Source organism: Clostridioides sp. ZZV15-6597 (assembly GCF_020657815.1).
Classification (GTDB): domain Bacteria; phylum Bacillota; class Clostridia; order Peptostreptococcales; family Peptostreptococcaceae; genus Clostridioides.
This window is the reverse complement of the sequence record NZ_JAGWCT010000158.1, coordinates 1-6,438: the sequence shown is the minus strand read 5'-3', so window position 1 is coordinate 6,438 and position 6,438 is coordinate 1. Positions and strand designations below refer to the sequence as shown.

6 protein-coding genes are annotated in these 6,438 nt (G+C 31.5%); all 6 read right to left on the bottom strand.

Translation table 11 applies throughout. The features are described 5' to 3' along the window. Positions 1–104: 104 nt before the first annotated feature. Entirely contained in the window at positions 105–932 is an 828-nt protein-coding gene (locus KGF52_RS19875; RefSeq protein WP_227841373.1) for a CAP domain-containing protein, read from the bottom strand. A gap of 409 nt (positions 933–1,341) precedes the next feature. Beyond that, positions 1,342–2,676, bottom strand: a complete 1,335-nt coding sequence (locus KGF52_RS19870; RefSeq protein ID WP_227841372.1) for a GntP family permease — start codon at positions 2,674–2,676, stop codon at positions 1,342–1,344. Between the two features lie 63 nt (positions 2,677–2,739). Further along, entirely contained in the window at positions 2,740–3,516 is a 777-nt protein-coding gene (locus KGF52_RS19865; protein WP_227829197.1) for a 3-hydroxybutyrate dehydrogenase, read from the bottom strand. A 97-nt stretch (positions 3,517–3,613) separates the two neighbouring features. After that, positions 3,614–4,279, bottom strand: coding sequence for a 3-oxoacid CoA-transferase subunit B (locus tag KGF52_RS19860; protein ID WP_227829196.1), 666 nt, complete (start codon positions 4,277–4,279; stop codon positions 3,614–3,616). Further along, on the bottom strand, positions 4,279–4,935 hold the full coding sequence (locus KGF52_RS19855; RefSeq protein ID WP_227841371.1) for a CoA transferase subunit A: 657 nt from the start codon (positions 4,933–4,935) through the stop codon (positions 4,279–4,281). The genes KGF52_RS19860 and KGF52_RS19855 overlap by 1 nt, the downstream gene beginning before the upstream one ends. An 8-nt stretch (positions 4,936–4,943) precedes the next feature. Further along, the gene (locus KGF52_RS19850; protein WP_227841370.1) at positions 4,944–6,122 is read right to left on the bottom strand and encodes an acetyl-CoA C-acetyltransferase; all 1,179 of its coding nucleotides are present in this window, start codon (positions 6,120–6,122) and stop codon (positions 4,944–4,946) included. Between the last annotated feature and the right edge of the window lie 316 nt (positions 6,123–6,438).

Here is a 6,438-nt window from a genome sequence, read left to right as displayed (position 1 = left end):
AGATAAAATACTATGATATAGTATAGATACAAAAGAGTATCCCATTTATGATTTTTAAAAATCATCTTGAGATACTCTTTTTGTATATATGGAAAAAGAGTATTTTATCCTACAAAGATTTGTGTCCAGTAAATTGAACCACCACTTTTTTGTGCTACTCCAACACCTATTTTACTGTAATTTGGATTTAATATATTTTTTCTATGACCTTCAGAATTCATCCAAGCATTTACAACTTCTTTTGGTGTTTTTTGTCCCATTGCTATATTTTCACCAGCTGTTTTATAGCTTATCCCAAACTTTTTCAACATATCAAATGGAGAACCATAAGTTGGAGAATTATGTGCAAAGTAGTTGTTGTCAATCATATCTTGAGATTTCTTCGTAGCTACATTTGATACATCAGCATCAAGAGTAAGTGGATTTAATCCAGCTTTAGATCTCTCTACGTTTACTAAATCAACGACTTCTTTTTGGTAAGCTGAAAAATTTCCAGTTGTAGAGCCTGAATTGTTATTATCTTCAGGCTTATTAGTAGAGCCTGAATTGTTGTTGTCCTCAGGTTTATTATCTTCTGGTTTATTACTATCTTCAGGCTTACTAGAGTCTGAGTTATTATTATCCTCAGGTTTATTAGTAGAGTCTGAATTATTGTTGTCGTTAGGTCTGTTAGTAATATTACAATTCTTGTCATTATGATTCTTATCTTTACAAGAATTATCCTTGTCAGGTTTAAGTTCTGGTTTTACAGAACAATTTGGTTTTGCTGAAAACTTAAATTTAGCATTAGTATATACTAAATTTTTATTACTTATATTCATATTGTTTTCAAGTGACGAAGCACTTGCAGTAACAGCACTGGAAGCTGTTGCTAAGGTTAACACTCCTAAAGCTAGTATAGTTTTTAATTTTGTTGGTATATTTTTTCTCATTATAAACACCTCTCAATCTAAAAATTCTAAAAATGTTACTAAATTGTAACCTTTAGTGTAGGGGGTACCCGTGCATTTATACTAACATAGAATCAAGTGTTTTTTTACTGTAAAGATATGTAAATAAAATATACCTGGAATAAATAGGTATATTTTATGATGTTTGATAATTTTCATCATTAATCTGCATAGTATGGCATAGCTGCTTTAGAAGAAATAGTGTTTTTACAATAATTCTATGATGTAAAATTCTGCTTGCGGTAAATTTTTTTTATAGTTAGTGATATTTATTTAATATATACTTTGAAAATAAGTAAAAAAAGTATCTTTAATTAAGTTCTTGAAAATAAAAAAGCCATCTATCATAAATAGATGACTTTTTATATAATAAATAGTAATTTAATTTGGTTTAATACATTAGTAATCCTAATGTAATTACAATGATTTCTGCTATTAATGAACCAACTGCAACCACAACAAAAGTCTCTTTAAAACCAGTTTTATGTGTTAATTTAGATAAACTCAAGAAGGTAAGAAAAACACCACTTTGAGGTACGATTGTTAATATGTTTGAAGCAATTGTAGCAACACGATGGATTAACTCTGGGTTCATGCCAGTACTTAGATAATAATCTGCAAAGTTTGGCATTACTATTCCCAAAGCACCCGAAGAGGAGCCTGTTATTGCTGACATTGTTGAAGTTAAAACAGTAAGGCTTATAAGTGGACTTCCTGGTATTGACATGATAAGTTTACTGAATATATCAAAGCCTGGTGCAGCCATTATTACAGCTCCAAATGCAACAGCAGAAGATGTTGCAAAAATAGGTCCTATAGAACCACTAGCACCAATACTCAATGTTTGTATTTTTGATGATAAAAATTTACGGAATAGAAAAGCAGATAAAATAATTGCAACTATTAAGGCTATGTAAATTACATTTTTTTTCATAAATTCTGAACCAAAAGTACTTCCAGATATTGCTATGACTACAAGTGATAATAGAGGAAAGATACTTGAAAAAAATCCTGGTAATTCTCTATCTAAAGACTCTTCTTCTATATCTGAAGTGTAAGTTGCATAAGTTTCTCCTTTTCTAAGACTTTTGTTTAAAGTATATTTCATGTATACCAGACCAAATACAGCACAACCTATACTTCCTGCAATACTTGGTATAGCTGCTGCTGTAAGAGATGTGTTTAGGTACTGAATAGGAATAACATTTTGAATAGCTGGTGTACCAGGAATCATAGTCATAGTAATTGTTGCAATTCCAAGCCAAAGAGGTATCTGAATAAGATTCCAAGAAATATCAAGTTTTTTAAATAGAGTTCTTGCAAGTGGAATAACTGCAAACATAACTACAAATAAACTTATTCCACCATATGTTAGTATAAAACTCACTATAAATATAGCAACTAAAACTCTGTAAGGGTGGTTAGAGCCAAATTTATTTAAAATAAAATCAGCTATAGATACAGTAGCTCCACTTTCTTCCATAAACTTGGCAAGTATAGAACCTAGCAAAAATATTGCAAAATAGCTCATTATATAGTTTCCAAGTGCTCCCATATAATTATTTTTGTCAGCACCTAGCATTGATGTCACAACATCCATTTTATTTAAGAGAACAACTATTAAAGTTGCTATTGGAGCAGCTATAGTTATATGAATTTCTTTAACTGAAAAATATATAATAGCTATAATACCAATAATTATACCAATTGGTGCGATAATACTCATAAATATCCCTCCTTAGTAGAAGGACCTGAAGAATAAATTCCTCAAGTCCTAAATATGTAATAACTACTGTGCAGTATATCCTCCATCTAGTAGGCAAGCTTGTCCTGTAATTCCTTTGGCCTTATCACTAGCTAAAAACATTGCATAATCAGCAATTTCTTGAACATCTAGTAGACGTTTTTGAGGTACAAGTGGATATAGAACTTCTTCTAATACACTTTCTAATGGTACATTACGAGTTTTTGATAGGTCATTAAATTGACCTCTAACAAGTGGAGTATCTACATATCCTGGGCATATAGCATTAACTGTTATACCTGAGTCAGCAGCTTCAAGTGCAGCAACTTTTGTTAGTCCTATAAGTCCATGCTTAGCTGAATTGTAAGCAGCTTTACCAGCAAATCCAATTACACCATTGATTGAAGCCATGTTTATTATACGACCAAATCCTTGTTTTTTCATTATAGGGAATACTTTTTTAGTAGCTATAAAAGGTGCTGTTAACATTATTTTTATCATAAATTCAAATTTATCAGTTGGGAAATCTTCTATCATAGCAACATGTTGAAGACCAGCATTATTTATTAGTATGTCTAATCTTCCGTATTTTTCTAGAGTATTATCTATCGCATGGTTAATTTCTTCTTCTTTAGTTACATCACACTTTACATTTGCACAATCATAACCTTCTTTTTGTAATTCTGATGTAACATTATCTAGTGCTTCTTGATTTATATCAGAGAAGACTACCTTAGAGCCATTCTTCAAGAATGATTCAGCTATTTGTTTGCCTATTCCACTTGCAGCTCCTGTTACGAATACAACTTTGTCTTTAACCATTTTTATTTCCTCCAATTTAATTTTATTTTTATATTAATTTTTTGTATTAATATTTTGCATCTTTTAAATTTATTTTCTGATGTAATTTTGATTTATTTTAAATAATTGATGTCTCTTTATTTAATGAATCTGATAATATTAAAGGTGCTTCAGTAGCAGAAAGAACTTCGTCTAATGTGAAGATAGGATTTATTTCTATAAGTAGAAGCCCATCTGTTGTTACTTCTATAACTCCCATCTCAGTCACAATTAAATCTACAGCATTAGTTGCAGTAAGTGGGAGAGTACAGTTATTTAATATTTTTGCTGAACCTTTTGAAGTGTGTTCCATTGCTACAATGACTTTTTTTGCTCCAGTCACTAAATCCATAGCTCCACCCATACCTGGAACCATTTTACCTGGAATCATATAATTTGCTATGTTACCATATTTGTCAACTTGGAGTGCTCCAAGAACAGTTACATCTACATGACCTCCTCTGATGATTCCAAAAGAAGTGGCACTATCGAAAAAACAACCTCCAGGAAGAATAGTAACTGGCTGGCCACCAGCATTTACAATAGTTTCATCACTTAAATTTCCATTTTCAGCTGGGCCTAGACCTAGAAATCCATTTTCAGATTGCAAAATAACGTTTACCTCATCTGGAATATAATTTGCTACTTTGGTTGGTAAGCCTATACCAAGATTTACAACAGCTCCATCCTTTAATTCTTTAGAGACCCTGTTTGCAATGTATTCTTGCATTTCTAATTTATCCATTATAAATTACCTCCTTCAACGATGTAATTCACAAAAATACCTGGTGTAGTAATTTCATTGGGGTCGATATTGCCTATTTCAACAATTTCACCTGCTTCAACTATTGTAATATTAGCAGCTGAAGCCATTAAATTATTAAAGTTATTCATAGAACCTTTGTAAACTAAGTTACCTGCTTTATCTACCTTTGAAGCAAATAAAAGAGCGATATCAGCATGAATTGGTTTTTCAAGAAGATATTCTTTACCATCGACAACAATCTTTTGCTTTCCTTCTTCAACAAGAGTACCAATACCAGTTGGTGTTAGTATTCCACCTAAGCCATAACCAGCTGCACGAATTTGTTCAGCAAGAGTTCCTTGAGGAACTAATTCGACACATGTTTCATTATCATTCATCTGTCTTCCTGTTTCCTTGTTTAATCCTATGTGAGATGCAATTATCTTTTTAAACTGTTTATTAACAACCATCTTTCCAACACCTTTGTCAATAAAACCAGTATCATTACAAACTAATGTTAAATCTTTTATACCTTTATCACATAAATAATCAATTAAATTTTCTGGAGAACCATTGGCCATGAATCCACCAATCATTACTGTATCTCCATCTTTGATATAAGATAGAGCCTCATCAATGCTAACTATTTTATTCATATTTCCTCCTATCGTGAAACTATCATTGCTATTCCTTGACCACCACCAATACAAAGTGTTGCAAGGCCAGTTTCTACTTTACGTTTTTGCATTTCATAAATTAGGGTTACAAGTACTCTAGCGCCACTTGCTCCTATTGGATGTCCTAGTGCTATTGCACCACCATTTACATTTAACTTAGACGAATCTATTTGAAGTTCATTTTTAACTGCAAGTGCTTGTGCTGCAAATGCTTCATTTGCTTCTACTAAGTCTATATCGTTAATATTAAGACCTGCTTTTTCTAGTGCTTTTTTAGTTGCAGGAATAGGGCCAGTTCCCATGATTTCAGGTTCTACGCCAGATGATGCATATGATTTTATTGTAGCAAGTGGCTTAAGCCCAAGTTCATCTGCTTTTTGTTGACTCATTAGTATCAACATTGCTGCGCCATCATTGATTCCTGATGCATTTCCAGCTGTTACAGTACCTTCTTTTTTAAATGCAGGTTTAAGTTTGGCTAGTATTTCAGATGTCATGCCTAATTTAGGATATTCATCTGTATCAATAGTTTTAATTTCTTTACGATTTATTGTAACTTCTACTGGAACCATTTCATCTTTGAAACGATTGTTTTTTATAGCTTCTTCAGCTTTATTTTGGCTTTCTAGTGCTATTTTATCTTGCATCTCTCTTGTAATTCCAAATTTGTCAGCAACATTTTCGGCAGTGATTCCCATATGGTATTGATTGAAAGCATCTATAAGACCATCTGTTAGCATACTATCTACCATAGTAACATTGCCCATTTTACTACCAAAGCGAGCAGTAGGAATAATGTAAGGTGATTGACTCATATTTTCAGTACCACCTGCAATTACTACATCATTTTCACCAGCTATGATTGATTGAGCTGCTAGTTGAATACTTTTAAGTCCTGAACCACATAATTTATTTACTGTGTAACTTGGTACAGAACTTGGTATATCTGAGTTTATGGCAATTTGTCTAGCAACATTTTGTCCAAGCCCTGCTTGTAGAACATTTCCAATTATCACTTCATCTATTTCAGATAAATCAAGTTTTATACGTGATATAGCTTCCTTAACAGCCACAACTCCAAGTTGAACAGCAGAAGTATTTTTAAATACACCACCAAAGTTTCCTATAGGTGTTCTTACTGCTGATACAATTACTACATCTTTCATGTTTAATAGTTCCTCCTTGAATGATTATTTAAAATTTTCTGAATAAAAAAATTGAAGAACACTATAATAAATTACTTATAATACAAGCTTGTTTTTAAGTATTTTAATTATTTTTATTCCTAATGCTTTAGGTTTTCCTCTTTCTAACTATAGATTACGGCGAAAAATGAGTTTTGTCTAAGTCTAATTTTTTATACAACATATAAGGAAAATTTATAGGATAAAAATTTAGAATACATATAGAGGAATATTTTGTTAAAATATTAATGAAATTATTTTGATTTTCTTATAAAATGTTCTTATAAGCAAAAATATT